This is a genomic window from Pedobacter heparinus, from assembly GCF_032678725.1.
Lineage (GTDB): Bacteria > Bacteroidota > Bacteroidia > Sphingobacteriales > Sphingobacteriaceae > Pedobacter > Pedobacter heparinus_A.
Window position 1 is genome coordinate 1 of record NZ_JAVTSC010000029.1, and the last position, 16,375, is coordinate 16,375.

12 protein-coding genes are annotated in these 16,375 nt (G+C 41.0%); 11 read left to right on the plus strand and 1 reads right to left on the minus strand.

Annotated features, from left to right (window positions below; genetic code table 11):
* The first annotated feature begins 222 nt into the window (after nt 1-222).
* From R2Q85_RS24235 to R2Q85_RS24260, 6 genes are all read left to right on the plus strand, one after another.
* Nucleotides 223-2,178, plus strand: a complete 1,956-nt coding sequence (locus tag R2Q85_RS24235) for a glycoside hydrolase family 97 protein (RefSeq protein WP_316814396.1) — start codon at nt 223-225, stop codon at nt 2,176-2,178.
* A gap of 232 nt (nt 2,179-2,410) precedes the next feature.
* A complete protein-coding gene (locus R2Q85_RS24240) occupies nt 2,411-3,217 on the plus strand; it encodes an SDR family NAD(P)-dependent oxidoreductase (protein WP_316814397.1) in 807 nt (268 codons plus the stop codon).
* A gap of 4 nt (nt 3,218-3,221) precedes the next feature.
* Nucleotides 3,222-4,145 carry an ROK family protein gene (locus R2Q85_RS24245; RefSeq protein ID WP_316814398.1) on the plus strand — a complete coding sequence of 308 codons (924 nt, stop codon included), beginning with the start codon at nt 3,222-3,224 and terminating at the stop codon, nt 4,143-4,145.
* 47 nt (nt 4,146-4,192) lie between these two features.
* The gene (locus tag R2Q85_RS24250) at nt 4,193-4,987 is read left to right on the plus strand and encodes an SIS domain-containing protein (RefSeq protein WP_316814399.1); all 795 of its coding nucleotides are present in this window, start codon (nt 4,193-4,195) and stop codon (nt 4,985-4,987) included.
* Between the two features lie 14 nt (nt 4,988-5,001).
* Entirely contained in the window at nt 5,002-6,384 is a 1,383-nt protein-coding gene (locus tag R2Q85_RS24255) for an FAD-dependent oxidoreductase (RefSeq protein WP_316814400.1), read from the plus strand.
* Nucleotides 6,385-6,401: 17 nt separating this feature from the next.
* Nucleotides 6,402-7,361 carry a hypothetical protein gene (locus R2Q85_RS24260; protein WP_316814401.1) on the plus strand — a complete coding sequence of 320 codons (960 nt, stop codon included), beginning with the start codon at nt 6,402-6,404 and terminating at the stop codon, nt 7,359-7,361.
* Nucleotides 7,362-7,383: 22 nt separating this feature from the next.
* Here R2Q85_RS24260 and R2Q85_RS24265 read toward each other — a convergent pair whose 3' ends face one another.
* On the minus strand, nt 7,384-8,265 hold the full coding sequence (locus tag R2Q85_RS24265; RefSeq protein ID WP_316814402.1) for an AraC family transcriptional regulator: 882 nt from the start codon (nt 8,263-8,265) through the stop codon (nt 7,384-7,386).
* A gap of 231 nt (nt 8,266-8,496) precedes the next feature.
* Between R2Q85_RS24265 and R2Q85_RS24270 the strand changes: the two genes are divergently transcribed.
* The 5 genes from R2Q85_RS24270 (at nt 8,497) to R2Q85_RS24290 (ending at nt 16,138) form a co-directional block, all read left to right on the plus strand.
* Nucleotides 8,497-9,366, plus strand: coding sequence for a sugar phosphate isomerase/epimerase family protein (locus R2Q85_RS24270; RefSeq protein WP_316814403.1), 870 nt, complete (start codon nt 8,497-8,499; stop codon nt 9,364-9,366).
* 56 nt (nt 9,367-9,422) lie between these two features.
* Entirely contained in the window at nt 9,423-12,287 is a 2,865-nt protein-coding gene (locus tag R2Q85_RS24275) for a PVC-type heme-binding CxxCH protein (RefSeq protein WP_316814404.1), read from the plus strand.
* Nucleotides 12,288-12,332: 45 nt separating this feature from the next.
* Complete coding sequence (locus R2Q85_RS24280; RefSeq protein WP_316814405.1) at nt 12,333-13,523, plus strand: Gfo/Idh/MocA family oxidoreductase; 1,191 nt, start codon at nt 12,333-12,335, stop codon at nt 13,521-13,523.
* Between the two features lie 179 nt (nt 13,524-13,702).
* Nucleotides 13,703-15,589 (plus strand): FG-GAP-like repeat-containing protein, encoded by a 1,887-nt coding sequence (locus R2Q85_RS24285; protein ID WP_316814406.1) that lies wholly within the window; start codon nt 13,703-13,705, stop codon nt 15,587-15,589.
* Between the two features lie 381 nt (nt 15,590-15,970).
* Entirely contained in the window at nt 15,971-16,138 is a 168-nt protein-coding gene (locus R2Q85_RS24290) for a helix-turn-helix domain-containing protein (RefSeq protein WP_316814407.1), read from the plus strand.
* The last annotated feature ends 237 nt before the right edge of the window (nt 16,139-16,375 follow it).

Below are 16,375 nucleotides of genomic sequence, written 5' to 3' on the forward strand. Positions count from 1 at the left end.
ATGAAATCCTACAATAAAAAGTCAAGTGCGGTATATTCTTTCATAACGGCTTACATGCTGATATTATTGTTATCTCTATTACTAGCTTGGCAGCTGTTAATGTCACATTAATAAATTTTTATGTTGATGAAAATAAAGTATCAGGCGTAATCTTCAACTACCTTGTCAATTACTAACTGGTATTCTTTTGGATGGTAGACTAAATACATAAATAAATTAAACATGAATAAAATTTTCTTAATAATTTCCGGCCTGTTTTTCATGAGTATTACTTCCGGTAAGGCAAAGGATTTTATCCTTCAATCACCAGACCAGCAAATCAGGGCTAAAATTACTGTTGGCAAAACCATAAGCTACGAACTTTTCTATAAAAACAAGCAATACCTAAACCCCTCTCGGATTTCCTTGACATTGGATGCCGGAGTGGTATTGGGACAAAATGTAGCTGTCCAATCCACAAAAATAAACAGGGTAAATAAGTTGATTTATCCTGTTTACGGGATAACAAGCCAGCTTAAAGAAAATTATAACGAGCTGGAGCTGAAATGTAAAGGGAATTATTCGGTTTTATTCCGATTGTACAATGAGGGGTTTGCTTACCGTTTTTTAACGGCGATCAAAGATAGTATCATCGTAAAATCTGAGCAGAGTGATTTCCAGTTTGCAGCAAATTATCAGGCCTATTTTCATCCTGTCCTGTCTGAGGCCAGTTACAGAATCCAGCAGATTGCAGACTACAGACAAAATCCAAATTATACGAGTTTGCCTCTGCTCCTAAAATCAGCAGATGGAATAAATATGTTGATACATGAATCTGACCTGTTTAATTATCCATGCTTAACATTAGCTGCGGATTCGGTAAAAAGCCATACATTGAATGCTAAATTCGCCGCTTATCCAAAAATAGCAGAACCAGGGGGATATCATAATTTTAACCTGGTAGTCAAAAAAACTGAAGATTTCATTGCTAAAACTACCGGGACACGCAACTTTCCCTGGAGATTGATCGCTTTTGAAGAACAGGATAAAGATATCCTGGCCAATCAGCTGGTTTATCTATTGGCTTCAGAAAACAGGCTGGCTGATGTGTCCTGGATTAAACCTGGTAAGGTATCCTGGGATTGGTGGAATTCCTTAAACCTGAGCGGTGTGAATTTTAAAACAGGTTTCAACACAGACACCTACAAATATTTTATAGATTTTGCTGCGAAGAATGGAATCCCCTATGTAAACCTGGACGAAGGATGGAGTGATCAGTTTAATTTGTTAAAGGTTACAGAGAAACTGGATATGCAGGAACTGATCAGGTACGCAAAATCAAAAAATGTAAAACTGATCTTATGGTGCGTATGGCATACGCTGGACAGGCAGATGACCGAGGCGCTTGAACTGTTTGAACGCTGGGGCATTGCAGGGTTAAAAGTGGATTTCATGGACCGGGATGACCAGGTTGTGGTGGAGTTTCAGGAGAAATTGCTGAAAGAGGCCGCCAAAAGAAAGATGCTGGTCAACTACCATGGAGCTTATCATCCTACCGGGATACAGCGCACTTATCCAAATCAGATCAATGTTGAAGGTGTAAAAGGCCTGGAATGGAATAAGTTTGATAAAGACGGTACTACTCCGTTACACGATGTGACCATACCTTTTATACGCATGTTTGCCGGAAGTATGGACTATACACCCGGAGCTATGCAGAACTATAACAGGGAGGACTGGAAACAAATTTTTGACCGCCCGTTAAGCCAGGGAACCCGTTGCCATCAGCTTGCCATGTATGTAGTGTATTTTGCACCGTTACAAATGTTGGCCGATGCACCCACTGCTTATGAACGGGAGCCTGAAATTTTGGAATTTCTTTCCGCTGTGCCAACCGTTTGGGACGAATGCATCCCTATGGAGAGTAAAGTTGCTGAATATGTGAGTTTGGCAAGGCGTAAGGGCAAAGACTGGTATGTTGGTGCAATGGGGAGCTGGACTGAAAAGCAGCTCAAAATTGCGCTGGACTTTCTGGAGCCTGGGAAAACCTACGAAGCAGAAATATTTGCTGACGGAAAAAATGCCGGGCGTGTTGGCAGTGATTACATCATGTACCGGAAAAGGGTTCAAAAAGGCGATCAGCTGGATATTGCACTTGCAAGTGGCGGAGGCTGGGTAGCCAGGATCAAACCCCAGTAAATAGCATTAAAATATTATCGGCCTATTCGTTCTAGGCGATAATTTTGGTTAGGAATGAGTATAGCTCATTCCGTTTAGGCGTTCACGCGCCACTTTGGTTACCCATTGCATAGGTTCGGATGAACTGCAATGGGTTTTTATTGTTGGCCGGTATAATATACTTGTATCATGTGATCAGAAAGTATCAAAATGCATGTTTTATACTTAATACATTTGTTTATATAACTCTATCATGAACGATCAGATGCTTAAAAATAAACATATTGTCATCATTGGGGGAACAACAGGTCTTGGCCTTTCTGCTTCAATGGCCTTTATCCGCCAGGGGGCAAAAGTGATCGCCGTAGGGCGTAATCCTGAACATAATGCTGCAGCACAATTGCAATTTGGTGATATGGGCCGGGTAATCACAGGAGATGCAACACACGAAAATACTGCTGTGGAAGCCATTAATTTATGTATTAAATTATGGGAGAGTTTTGACGGACTTTACCATGTTGCTGGCGGAAGCGGCCGGAAAATGGGAGACGGTCCTTTGCATAAGTTATCTATGGAAGGATGGATGAGCACTATAGAGTTAAATTTAACTTCAGTGATGCTTTCCAACAGGGCCGCCATTTTTTCGTTCCTGGAACAAAAGCGAGGAGGGACTATCTTGAATATGGGGTCTGTTTTATCGCATTATCCTGCTCCTCATTATTTTACCACACATGCTTATGCGGCAGCTAAAGCAGCTATTGAGGGGCTGTCAAAATCATCCGCCGCCCATTATGCAAAGCATAATATTCGGATTAATGTGATTGCCGCAGGTTTAATCGAAACACCAATGGCGCAACGAGCCGCTCAAGATGCAGATATCCTGAATTATATGGTCACCAAACAACCGTTGGACGGCGGAAGAATTGGTCAGCCTGGTGATTTAGATGCTGCCGCTTGTTATTTTATGTCAGACCTTTCAGGTTTTACAACCGGGCAAGTATTGGCAATCGATGGTGGATGGGGAGTAAGCGAAGGACAAATTTCTTCAAGAACCACATAAATATATGACAACAGCCATAGGGATTGATCTAGGGGGAACCCATATCAAAGGGATTTTACTAAGCCCGGCAGGAGAAGTGCTGGCTCATCAAGTTCAAAAGACGGAAGTAAACAAGAAAAATGACAATGAGGATCAGCCCTGGAAAAGAATAGTGAGGCAAATGGTTTCAGATTTAAAATCGAAGAGCATACATCCCATAACTGCTATTGGCCTGGCTGCCCCTGGTCTTCCCAATGAGGAGAATTCAGCCATTCGAATATTGCCGGAGCGGTTAATTGGTTTAGAGAATTTCATCTGGTCTGATTATTTGGGTGAAGAAAACATTTGGGTAATGAATGATGCCCACGCTGCATTAATGGCCGAAGCAAGATTTGGGGTGGGGCAAGGGGTGAAAAATATCGTTATGCTCACTTTGGGTACGGGTGTAGGAGGGGGCATCTTTATTAATGGAGAATTGCACCAGGGCAATTTTCAAATGGCAGGACACCTTGGCCATATGACTTTGGATGTGGATCAGGATGATCCTGGCATTACCGGTATGCCGGGAACCTTAGAAAATGCAATTGGAAATGCATCAATTTTAAGGCGGTCTTTTGGTAAATATACCACCACAAAAGCATTGGTGGAAGCTTATAAAAAAGGCGATACTTTTGCAACTTACATCTGGTTAAATTCTGTTCGAAAGTTAGCATTAGGACTTTGTTCACTAAACAATATTTTATCTCCTGATGTGATTATCCTCGGGGGAGGGATTACTAAAGCAGGCCGTTCGCTTTATGGTCCCTTAGCTGATTTTATATCGGTATACGAGTGGAAAAGTGTAGGTAAGAAATGTCCAATCCTACAAGCAAATTATAGTGATCTGGCTGGTGCCGTTGGAGCAGCCGGTTTCGCATTGACAAAATTGAAAAATAACGTACTGGCCTAATCAATTTCAGGTTGAGTGTGAATTTGAAAATTACTATAAGAAAAAACATGAATGTAATTAATGACTATATCGGAAAATGCCGCGGAATTATCGATGGCATAGAAAAACAATCGGGTGAAATTCAACAAGCCGCAGCATGGTTTTCTGAAACGATTTTGGCAGGAAGAATGGTCCACGTGTTTGGGTCAGGTCATAGCCGGATCATGGTTGAAGAAATGTGGCCGCGTTACGGTTCATTTCCGGGGTTTAACCCTATTGTTGAATTGTCCCTGACTTTTCATAACCTGGTAGTAGGTGCAAATGGCCAAAGACAAGCTATGTTCCTCGAAAATGTATCCGGATTGGCGGAGCGTATTTTAAGAAATTTCGACCTGAGTTCTCAGGATACCGCCTTGATCATATCATCGAGTGGATGCAACGTAGTGCCTATTGAGATGGCAGAGAATTTTCAGAAAAAAGGGATTAAAGTGGTGGCATTGATTACGAAAGAACATTCAGAAAATAGCAACAGTAAACGCACGGATGGGAAAAAATTAAGTGACTTTGCGGATTTGATTTTGGATACCGGCGCTCCACTGGGAGATGCCATGGTAACCATTCCGGGCCTGTACACTCCTGTTTCGCCAGGTTCAACCGTTGGGGGAGCCATCCTTGTAAATGCGATAAAAGCAGAAGTGGCCCGCTTGCTAACCGAAGCCAGTCAGCCACCTACCGTATTGAGCAGTGCAGCTATCGTAGGCACCGCGCTGGCAGTCGAACTTTTTGAGAAAGCCTATGATGAACACGCGCATCGTCTTTCCCGTTTATACAGATCGGTTGGAATGAATATTCAAGAAAGCTAACTTAAGATAAGCATATGGTAACTTTAGTAAATCTGAAGCACATCCCACTATTTGCTGAAACGGATATTTTAGTCATTGGAGCAGGATCTGCAGGTTGTTTAGCGGCTATCGCCGCCCGGCAATCTAAAAAGTATAAGGTGATGCTCATAGAGCGATATGGTTTTCCTGGTGGGTCTTCTACCCAAATGCTTGACACTTTTTATGGCTTTTTTACACCCGGTGAAGCGCCAAAAAAGATCGTGGCAGGTTTGCCTGATCAGATTGTTGACGAATTAAACAAAACAGGCGATATTTTTTTACGTCCAAATACTTATGGTGCGGGGACGGGTGTAAACTATAATCCCGAGCGATTAAAGTATGTGTGGGACCAAAAAATCATTGCAGCAGGTGTACGTTATTTATTGCATACCTCCCTGGTGGAAGTAGCCAAAGAAGAGGATGGCAGGGAGGTTTGTGTTTTCTGGAATAAAGGTGGCTTTTTTAAAATAAGGTCGAAGAGAATCATTGATGCTTCAGGGGATGCAGATTATTGCCATCATGCCGGTTTTTCCTATGAGACTGCAGGAGAATTAGATCCTGCTCAAAGCTTGACGACAACATTTCGCATGAGCAATGTGGATTTAGATAAATTTGAATCGGGCGGCGGAAAAAAAACACTGAATGAAAAAATGAGAATTGCCTACGAAACAGGTCAGTATTCCTTGCCACGAAAAGAGGGCTCTGCACATGAAATGTGTCAGAAAGGGTGCATTTCGACAGTTGCTGTGAAAGTAGGCGATTTACATCCGCTGATGATAGAGGAACTGACGCTGGCTGAAATAGAAGGCAGAAATCAGGCATTTAATTATGAGGCATTTTTTAGAAATGAGGTGGCAGGTTATGATAGTGCTAAGATCATAGGGCTTTCTCACCAAATTGGCGTGCGCGAAACCAGACGTGTATATGGAGAGGAACGGCTGACGAAGGAAGCTTGTATGTCTGGAATAATTCCTTCAAATGCTATTTTTTTATGTGGTGCACCCATTGAAGATCATCGTAAGGGAAAAAACGGTGAAGATGAAACCTATTGGCAATACATCCCGAATGGTGGAGTATACGGTGTTCCTTACGGCACAATTGTTCCCAGGAAAAGCGAGAAGGTTTGGGTAGCAGGACGTTGTTTTTCTGCAACACATGATGCACATGCCTCATGCCGTTCGATGGCTCAAACAATGTCGATGGGGCAAGCCGCTGGCCTCGCAGCGGTACTTTCGCTCGATTTAGACATGCCGGCACATGCCTTGGATACATTGAAATTACAGGATAATTTAAAAGCAACAGGGGCTATTCTTGAGGAGCCCAGATCTTTTGCTTTTACTGACAGGGACAGCTGGGATAAGAATATCAATCCGAAATAAATCATAAACAGAGAACCATGAAGCATATTCCTTTTATCAGAACAGTCTTGGGTGATCTTACACCTGCAGAAATGGGTCTTACTTACTCCCATGAACATATCATTATTGACGAAAGTTTTCCTACGCTAGGGAACCCTTTGTTTCTTTTAAACGATATGGATAGAATCTCAAAAGAATTGTCTTCATTTTATTTGGCTGGTGGCAGGACAATGGTGGATACAATGCCTGCAAATTGTGGACGAAACCCTCATAAACTGGCGGAAGTCTCTCGCAGGAGCCAGGTAAACATTATAATGGCGACAGGGATTCATCTCGAAATGTATTATGTGCCAAATCATTGGCGGTATGCCTACTCGGAAGATCAGTTAACGCAGCTTTTTATTGATGATGTAACCCTGGGAGTAGATGAAAATGATTATAATGGCCCATTTATAAACCGCTCGGCATACAAAGCCGGGATGGTGAAATTGGCAACGGGCGACGAAAAAATAACTCTGCATCAGGAGACGATATTCCATGCAGTGGTCAATACGCACCTTGAAACCGGTGTACCCATCTTAACGCATACTAATTTTGGTAAGCACGCTATGGACCAGGTGATCTTATTTGAAAAGTTAGGTGCCAAACTTGATCATATTGTCATTTCACATGTCGATCGCTATAGAGATATTGATTACAATAGGGCCTTGTTGCAGACGGGGGTGAAAGTAGAATATGACAGTGCGTTTCGGTGGAAAGAAGAGGAGAATTGGACTTATAAGCTTTTACAAACATTGCTCCCTGAATTCCCGGATCAAATTACTATGGGTATGGACGCCGCAAAAAACAACTATTGGAAAACTTATGGAGGTCAGCCCGGATTAAATTTCTTATTGACCACTTTTAAAGAAGATTTAAGAAAAATGGGCTTGGAAAGTTATTATGAAGCTATTTTTGTTAAAAATCCTGCTGAGCTGTATTCTTTTTCAGCAATATAATTGTTGTCATAGGCGGGTTTTCTTATTCTATATCGGTCAGTTTTGTGACGATTTGTTTGTACTGTAAAGGAGTCTTATCGGTAAGTTTCTTAAATTGCCGGTTAAAATTAGACATGTTATTAAAACCGCTCTCATAGCATATTTTAGAAATATTATACTTTTCCTCTACAATCAATTTGCAGGCATAACCAATTCTGATGTCATTAATGAAAGTGGAAAATGTTTTTCTTGTTGATGATTTGAAAAATCGGCAGAAAGAAGGAATGGACATATTCGCTACCCTGGCAACGTCTGCTAATGAGAGGTCTTTTTTAAAATTATTCATAATGAATTCATGAATAATGTTCAATTGATCTTTACTATTGATGCTATGGTCCGGGATAAAACCTGGCCGCACCAAAAGTTTATATTCTTCAGTTATCGAAAGAACTTCAAAGATCTTTAAAAGCGAAATGATGCGTTGATGCCCGTTGAAGGAAAGCATTTCTTTCATGATGTCCTCAACTTGCTGTCGGGTGTTCCCAAGGATTTTAAAACCAAATTTAGATTTATCAAAAAGCTGTTTGACGAGGGCCATCTCTGGAAGGTTAAAAAATCCTCTGCCCAAAAAGTTTTCATCAAAATGAATGACAATGGCTTCTGCAGTTAGTGATTCATTGTTCTGATAATAAATAGCGTCATTTTGATAAGAATGTGGCAGGTTGGGTCCTATAAGGAGCAAATCACCGTCCGAGAAGCGGCCCACATGATCACCAATTGTTCTCTTTCCTGTACTTTTCAATACCAATACCAGTTCATATTCTGGGTGATAGTGCCAGGGAGTAGGGTAATAAGGATAGACATCTTTTTGCAATACAAAAGAATAAGTAGGTTCTAAAGTAAGTTTTTCCTGTTGTGCTTTCATTTTATCGGGGATTATAAAAAATGAATGTTTACGTATGTCCTATCTCAAAAATATAATAATTTCTATAATGGTTTGTAGCCATGCAATGATATTTGCAACAAGTGATCTAATAGTATCAAAATTTCGGAATAGACATCTATATATTTGATTATTACAATCAGAATAATAAAAGGGAATGATGCACTTAAATGCAAAGCGGGAAATATTAAATTCAACCAAATATAAAAAAATATGGCGGTATATTCTAGACGAGAACTGATAAAGAGCTCTGCGTTTCTTGTGGGACTTGGACTACTGGATATTTCCTGGAATTCATTCGGTGCCATTAAGAAAAAAAAATATAGACTCGGCATTTGTGATTGGTCCATAAGAAAGGAGAGTCAGACGGAAGCTTTAGCCTATGCAAAAAAAATAGGATTGGATGGGGTACAGATTAGTTTAGGAAGTGCTCAAAACAACATGCATTTACGGCAAAAAGAAATACAGGACCAATACCGTCAGCAGGCAAAGGAAAATGATATTGTCATTTCCAGTCTCGCAATTGGAGAACTGAACAATATTCCTTTTAAATCAGCAACTCAAACAGAACAGTGGGTAAGCGATAGTATTGATGTCGCAACGCGAATGGGTTGCAAGGTAATTCTTTTGGCTTTTTTTAGTAAAGGCGATTTAAGAGGGGATGAGGAAGGCATAAAAGAAGTCATTCGCCGCTTAAAGAAAATCGCTCCCAAAGCAGAAAAAGCAGGTATTATATTGGGTATAGAATCCTGGTTAAGTGCTGATGAGCACTTGCGGATTATAAAGGCAGTAGGTTCAAAAAATGTACGCGTCTATTATGATGTAGCCAATGCAACTGAGATGGGCTACGACATCTTTGATGAAATGAGGCGTTTGGGCAAAGCGTTCATTTGTGAGGTGCATTTAAAAGAGAATGGTCATTTATTGGGCCAGGGAAAAGTAGATTTTGTGAAAGTAAAAAAGGTGTTGGATGAAATTGGCTATGATGGTTGGGTTGTCATAGAGGGCGGAGTGCCCAATGGAGCCGGTCTTTTTGAATCCTGTGTTGCTAACACTGCATACATTCGATCTGTCTTTACCTAAAAAACCGGTTCATTTCCCTTAATAGTAGAATATTTATCAAAAAATCATTTTTAAAAATGACGATGACCTTATTTAAAAATTGTATTTCCTTCTCTATTTTATTGGTGTTCTTTTCTTGTGCTAAAGAAAAGAAACAACAGGAGCATGTATTGTTTGTCCCTGATGGTTTAGAAGCCACGGTTTGGGCCGAATCCCCTATGTTTTATAACCCCACTAATATGGACGTTGATAGCAAAGGGCGAATTTGGATAACCGAAGCTGTTAACTACCGGAATTTCAGAAATGATACGACTGATCGTCTTCTTCATCAGAAAGGAGATCGGATCATGATTCTGGAGGATACCGACCAAGATGGGGTTGCTGATTCTTCCCGCGTGTTTGTTGAAGATAAAGACCTCGTTTCTCCTTTGGGAATTTCTGTGGTAGGGAATAAAGTAATCGTGTCTTGTTCACCATCTGTTATTGTTTATACGGACCTGGATGGAGATGATAAGCCAGATCGTAAGGAAATTTTTCTGACTGGGTTTGGTGGAAAGGACCACGATCACGGATTACACACCGGTATTGCTGGTCCTGATGGAAAATTGTATTTTATTACTGGAAATGCAGGCCCACATATAGTAACTGATAAATCGGGAAATACGGTCAGGGCAGGAAGTGTGTACTCAGGTGGGTCACCCTACAATATCAAAAATACGCCGGAACAAAAAAGTGATGATGGAAAAATATGGACAGGCGGCATCGCATTTAGGATCAACCCTGACGGTACTGGATTAGAAGTACTGGCACATAATTTCCGTAATTCCTATGAAGTGGCAGTAGATTCCTATGGAAATTTGTGGCAAAATGATAACGATGATGAAGTAGATGCCTGCCGGGTGAGTTCGGTAATGGAGGGTGGAAATGCAGGATTTTTTAGTCGGACGGGAATTCGCACCTGGCGGGCAGATCGACGACCAGGACAAAGCATTCAAACTGCTCATTGGCATCAGGAAGATCCTGGAGTAATGCCAGTAGGGCATGTGTATGGTGCCGGGGCGCCTACAGGAATCGTCTTAAATGAGGGTGATGAATTGGGAGAAGCGTATAGAGGTTTGTTATTAAGTGCTGATGCAGGAAGAAATATCATATTTGGTTATTATCCAAAAATTGAGGGAGCTGGTTATGACATGTCTGATGGGCAACCTTTTATTTCCTCAACTGATACTGATAATCGACGTTATCGCTGGAATGAAGTTAATGATAATAAAAGCAAATGGTTTCGTCCAAGCGACGTGACCATTGGAACAGATGGGGCGATTTATGTTGCTGACTGGTACGATCCTATCGTAGGCGGACATCAGATGATCGATAAAAAAGGTTTTGGAAGGATTTATCGAATAGCACCCAAGCATAAAAAACTTTCCCTGCCGAAAATTGATTTGACTACTACTGAAGGGCAAATCCAGGCCTTATTAAACCCCGCTGTTAACGTTCGTCGTCAAGGTTATGATGCCTTAAAGGCACAAGGGCCATCTGTACTTACTGCTTTAACGAAGGTGCTGGAATCAAAGAACCCTTATCATCGTGCAAGAGTAGTTTGGTTAATATCTACATTGGGTAAAGAAGGTATTACAGCGACAGAAAACTTATTAAAAGATACAGACGCACAAATCAGGATTACTGCCTTTCGGGCACTGAGGCAAGCTAATCCTAAAAAATTATTAAATTATGCTCATCAACTGGTCTCCGATAAATCATCGGCGATGAGACGGGAAGTGGCTATTTCTTTGAGAGACGTTTCCCTGGAGCAGAGTAAAACAACGATATTGTCATTGGTGAAAGGATATGATGGAAAAGACGCTGCTTATTTGAATGCCCTGGGCATAGCGATGGAAGGGAAAGCAGACGCCATTTATCCTGATCTGCTACGTTTGTTTAACGTGGGGCCACAAACGGAATGGCCAGCTGCGTTAGCAGGAATCGTCTGGGAAATCCATCCTTTAACAGCAGTTGCTGATCTGCAAAAACGATCGCTGAATAATCAGCTGTCTTTAGAAGAGAGAAAAAAAGCCCTTGTCGCTTTGTCATTTATTCCAGCTAAGGAAGCTGCAAACGCCATGCTTTACTTATCAAAAAACGTCAGTGAAGATCTAAAAGGCCAAACTGAATGGTGGCTGCAGTTTCGTAAAACCAACGATTGGAAAAAGTATCTTGAAAAATGGGAATCCCCATTGGCAGAGTTGCTGGAGCCCGAACCTGAATTGTTAACCTTACGGAATCAGGTGATGGATTCGACAAAAGCTATGGACAAAAGGCAGGAACTTATTTTAAAGCTGGCTGGTAACAGGACTGGGAAATTACATATTGTTCATTTAATGGCCAATAAGTTATTGCCTGAGCATCTCGTCAATGCTGTCAGGTCCAATATGTTAACAGAAGATGACCGAAATATCAGGACGCTGATCGCTCATTATTTTGATCCTGCAGATTCTGTGGCTTATTCCATTAAAGAAGTATCAAAATTGGCGGCGGATGAGAAAAAAGGGAGAATCTTGTTTATTTCGAAATGTATGGTATGCCATAAAGTAGGGGGTAATGGACAGGAGATTGGCCCGGATCTCACTCACATCCAGGCTCGATTTGACAGCGCGTCGATCATGGATGGAATTGTGGCTCCAGGGGCTGCAGTTGCTTTTGGGTCGGAGCCCTATCTGGTCACCTTGAAAAACGGTGCGGTCCTTTACGGATTGCTATTATCCGACGGCCCCGTAGTTACGGTAATGGATACCTACGGCAGACAATTCGTTATCGAAGCGGCTAAGGTTGAAAGTAAAGTGCATTTAAAAACAACGATAATGCCATCTCCTAAAAATTTGCCATTAACTAAGCAGGAAGTTGCAGATATAACCGCCTTTTTATTGCAAAATGATAAAAAGTAGGAAAGAGATTCAGATTTTACCATTTTATATTTAAATATTTTAATTATGCCAAAAATTGCAATGCTTGGTGCAGGCTTTATCGGTCAATTTTATGCTGATGCATTACATGGACAACGGGGCCGTGACCGGATTTCGGTAGTTTATTCACGTACAGAAGAAACGGCTGTCAATTTTGCCAAAAAATATGATGTCGCTCACTGGACTACTTCTATGGAAGAGGCTATCCACCATGAAGAAACGGAAATTGTTATCATATCCTTGCCGAATAACCTCCATGAAGCAGCAGTATTGGCTTGCGCAAAAGCTGGAAAAGGGGTGTTGTGTACCAAACCACTGGGACGAAATGCGCAAGAGGCCAAAAGAATGCTGGACGCCGTGGAAAAGGCAGGGATCTTTCATGGCTATTTAGAGGATTTATGTTATACCCCTAAGTTTTTAAAAGCGAATCACAGTGTTCATCAGGGAAGCCTGGGAAGAATTCTATGGGTGAGATCGAGAGAAGCACATAATGGACCGCACAGTGATTGGTTTTGGAATAAAGATAAGTCAGGTGGCGGAGCTATTTTGGATTTGGGTTGCCACTGCATTGAGATTGCCAGAAATTTTATTGGTAAAAAAGTGAAACCAGTAGAGGTAATGTGTTGGGCAGCCACGCAGGTGAAACCTATTGATGCAGAAGATCATGCCATTGGTCTGGTTAAATATGAAAACGGTGCCGTCGGACAGTTTGAAGTTAGCTGGAACTTTCGTGGGGGGATGGATTTGCGCGACGAAGTGATGGGTACCGAAGGAACCATTTGGATTAATAACTTTCTGCGTACCGGTTTTGAAATGTTTTCGGGTGTTCAGGGAGAGGGGTACATCGCCGAAAAAGCTGAGACGAATACAGGATGGTTATTTCCGGTTGGAGATGAAGTTCATGAGCTGGGTTATACCAATATGTTCACGGATATGTTCAATGCTTTCGAGAATGGATCTAGTCCTCAGGAAGATTTTTATGATGGCTTCATTGTGAATGAAATTATGGATGCAGCGCTAAAATCGGTAGAGAGTAAACAATGGGAGCTTATCAATCTTCAGCTCTGGAAAGGTGAAGAAAGCGTTCGGGTGGGTGATAATTCCATTGATTATGATGAGGATTATTACCTCATCAAAGAAGAGAAATTACCTGACGGTACGACTAAAGTGATTTTAAAATCAAAAGAAACCGGTGAAGTGATAAGAAGGACTGTCTGATTTAAACACAGAATCCTTTGCAATCCTATTCCATAGTCAATTTATTATAAGGTTCCTATTTAAGAAAATTAAGCTCATTATATAAACTACAGTCCTGGCGTAACATGTAGATAGCTAATTGCTACAAAATTTTTGTTTAAACGATTAAACCATATATTAAACCTTTTACTAACCAAATTATGAACACAATTATTAAAATTACTCGAAGCCTTCAGTCTTTATTGCTGATATTGTCCATTCCGTTAATGTTTGCGTCCTGCCAGAAAGCATTGCTTGATGACAATAATCTCACAGCGCCACTATCTGATAACGTTAATAATGTTAATGATTTAATGATGCTGGCCCTGCCTGACCATCAATTTAAAGTGATGTCATTTAATGTCAGGCACGATGACCCTGGCGATCCTCAGACGCTTGCACAACGACAAGGAATGATTAAACAAATTATTGTAGACAACTCGCCTGATATTGTAGGTTTACAAGAGTTCTCCAATAGCACTTTCAAAACCTGGTTCTTGTCAGAAATGACTGCATTGGGATATGGCCGTACATCTCTCGAGGATTTTGGCAGTCCTAAAGTCATCTTCTTTAAGACCAGCAGGTTTACACTCATCAATGATGATATAGAAGAACTGGATCCCGGGGTGCAAGGCAGGGCGCAAAATATATCATGGGCAATATTACAAGACAATACTACTACAACGCAATATTTTATATGTAACACGCATTGGTCATCTATCAGTCAGGCATTCCGTGCCCAGAATTCACAAAAGATGCAGACTATTATCCAGAGTAGCAATACAGGAAATTTACCTGAAATCGTTTTTGGGGATTTCAATGCGGCCCCAGGTGCCTCAGAAATTGAAAATTTAAAAACTAATCTCGGTTTAAAAGATGCTTTGGGAGATTATCAGGGTGATCCTACTTTCCATCAATGGGGAGCTACAGGTATTTCAAAAATTGACTGGCTGATGAGTGATGTTAAAATGGCCTATCACTCTCCAAAGGTAATTACGACAAGCTACAGCGGAAACTGGCCATCAGACCACTGGCCAGTAATGGCCACTTTTATCCCGGCGATATTTGGCGAGCCAAACACAGATCCTAATGGAACCAGCCAAAGTGACAAGACTATTTTCAATTTTGCAGATGTTAACGGGGATGGCAAGTGCGATAAAATATACTGGAATTATACTGCTGACAGCGGCAAGCCTGCAGTTTATCTTTCTAATGGCAACGGCACATTTACCTATGCTGCAAAGATAACAGGGGCCGCCTCAACACTGGCGGGTACCAGCTATAATTATGCCGATGTGAATGGTGATGGAAAGGCCGATGCAATTGTGTGGAATTCTACTCAGTTTTCCGGACGCACCCGTGTTTTCCTGGCCACATCTGCTGGCAATTTTAGCACAACAGCGGTAGAAAATCCAGAAAATTCAAGTGCAACGGCCACTACCATTTACAGGTTCGCTGATGTAAATGGCGACGGCAAAGCAGATAAAATCAGGTGGACCTCCAGTTTCGAATCCGGCAAAACCAGGATTAACCTGGCTACATCCGGCGGAAATTTTAATGGATCTACCGTTATTGATCCGATTGGGCCAAGTACAACGGCCGGAACCAGTTTTTACTATGCGGATGTAAATAATGACAATAAAGCCGACAAAATGGTTTGGCATCCTTCATTGAATTCCGGAAAAGTAATGGTTTATCTTTCTGATGGCGATGGAACATTTACCGCTTCAACCTCTTTCAGCAATTCTGGGACAGTTGGACTGGCATCTACTACTGAATTCTATTTTGCCGATCTAAATGGCGACGGTCGCGCTGAGAAAATATATTGGAACCCTGCCAACTATCTGGGCAAGTTGAAAGTTTACTACGCAACAACAGCAAATACTTTTGAAGGTACACCAATCTATAATCTCAGGGGGATTTCAGAAAGCGTGGATACCAGATTCTACTTCTTCGATATCAATGGTGATGCCGGGGGCAAAGCAGATCAGATACGCTGGAACTATCTGCAGAACAGTGGTGAGCTAAGAAACTATTTATCCAACTAAAACAGGTCAAATAGGATATGCTATAGATGGGTATTTTGGCAATATGCTGAAATACCCTTTTGCATTGGCTTCCGTATTGGGCAATCTTCAAGTAGTAGTTGTACAAATAGGAGTAGGAAGAAATAAAGTTTAAATGCGAAACAGGAGGCCAAATTTTCAGTTGCTCTGGGAGCAGTACATGGCATTTCAGCAGTTGAGCTGAATGGCCGCCTTAGGCTTCAAATCGTATGGGAAGCATAATTTTAGAACAAAGCAAAAAAACTGAAGTTGTCTACTAACTTGCTGACCATTCTGGTTATACCAATAACTATCAGTTAAAGTATTATGATAGAATGGACAAAATTTTAAAGCATGTTTTTGATAGGTTTAACAATATTATAAATGGTAAGAATTGGCAATTCCTGTAAATTAATAGCAGAAACTGATCAGCAAATTAGTGAGTTAGCCAATGCTTCTGGCTTTAACAGTTTGTCTAATTTTAATAAGTTTTTTAAAATGGCTAAAGGAATTACTCCAAAAGAATATGAAAAAATGCTTGTAAATAGTTGAAGGCTGGCTCGTATTTTTAAAGAGAATTATCCCACATGAATGCTGATAAAACTAAAATTCTGTTTTTAATTATTCAATTTTTGTCTTAAATTTATTCTACTACCTAATGGATAAATCTATGTACATTAACCTCAATTTTATGAAAAAACATCCTTTATTGATTTTTGCCCTGGCAATTTTTCCATTGATCACTTTTGCCCAAAAAGGGACTAATTATCTGCAGGTTAGCGGACAGGC

Bases quoted from the DNA above. Each gene is read 5' to 3' on its own strand.
- R2Q85_RS24235 (WP_316814396.1), top strand. From the start codon at position 223: ATGAATAAAATTTTCTTAATAATTTCCGGCCTGTTTTTCATGAGTATT.
- R2Q85_RS24240 (WP_316814397.1), top strand. From the start codon at position 2,411: ATGAACGATCAGATGCTTAAAAATAAACATATTGTCATCATTGGGGGA.
- R2Q85_RS24245 (WP_316814398.1), top strand. From the start codon at position 3,222: ATGACAACAGCCATAGGGATTGATCTAGGGGGAACCCATATCAAAGGG.
- R2Q85_RS24250 (WP_316814399.1), top strand. From the start codon at position 4,193: ATGAATGTAATTAATGACTATATCGGAAAATGCCGCGGAATTATCGAT.
- R2Q85_RS24255 (WP_316814400.1), top strand. From the start codon at position 5,002: ATGGTAACTTTAGTAAATCTGAAGCACATCCCACTATTTGCTGAAACG.
- R2Q85_RS24260 (WP_316814401.1), top strand. From the start codon at position 6,402: ATGAAGCATATTCCTTTTATCAGAACAGTCTTGGGTGATCTTACACCT.
- R2Q85_RS24265 (WP_316814402.1), bottom strand. From the start codon at position 8,265: ATGAAAGCACAACAGGAAAAACTTACTTTAGAACCTACTTATTCTTTT.
- R2Q85_RS24270 (WP_316814403.1), top strand. From the start codon at position 8,497: ATGGCGGTATATTCTAGACGAGAACTGATAAAGAGCTCTGCGTTTCTT.
- R2Q85_RS24275 (WP_316814404.1), top strand. From the start codon at position 9,423: ATGACGATGACCTTATTTAAAAATTGTATTTCCTTCTCTATTTTATTG.
- R2Q85_RS24280 (WP_316814405.1), top strand. From the start codon at position 12,333: ATGCCAAAAATTGCAATGCTTGGTGCAGGCTTTATCGGTCAATTTTAT.
- R2Q85_RS24285 (WP_316814406.1), top strand. From the start codon at position 13,703: ATGAACACAATTATTAAAATTACTCGAAGCCTTCAGTCTTTATTGCTG.
- R2Q85_RS24290 (WP_316814407.1), top strand. From the start codon at position 15,971: ATGGTAAGAATTGGCAATTCCTGTAAATTAATAGCAGAAACTGATCAG.